The organism is Alkalihalophilus lindianensis (assembly GCF_032843265.1).
Lineage (GTDB): Bacteria > Bacillota > Bacilli > Bacillales > Bacillaceae_D > Alkalihalophilus > Alkalihalophilus lindianensis.
Genome location: NZ_JAWJBA010000197.1, coordinates 1 through 281, shown reverse-complemented (window position 1 = coordinate 281; position 281 = coordinate 1). Strand labels below are relative to the sequence as shown.

Here is a 281-nt window from a genome sequence, read left to right as displayed (position 1 = left end):
CAAGCCTCTTCAATGCCTGAATTCATGATTAAGCTGGAAACGATTCTTGATGAACCAAAATAATGTTGAACTCTTTCTTTTAATGTTTGTATAGAAAGCTCGCGCAGTACAGATCGTTCGTATTTAATTTGCTTCTCACGTCGTTTTTCTTTAAAGGTTGTAATGACAGTCACTTCTCTTTCACCTCTTAGCACTAGTCTTTATCCCACATATAGAAGAAATGCAAAGAGTTTTCTGTTTTCCATTGCCAAATTTTCGGGTGAAGTAAACGGATGAAAATG

At 35.9% G+C, this 281-nt stretch carries 1 protein-coding gene; it reads right to left on the bottom strand.

What is annotated here, in order from left to right; genetic code table 11:
• Positions 1 to 173 (bottom strand): DUF2521 family protein (locus tag RYX56_RS21900; protein WP_317124058.1); only part of this gene is annotated, 173 nt, incomplete at its 3' end.
• Positions 174 to 281 lie beyond the last annotated feature (108 nt).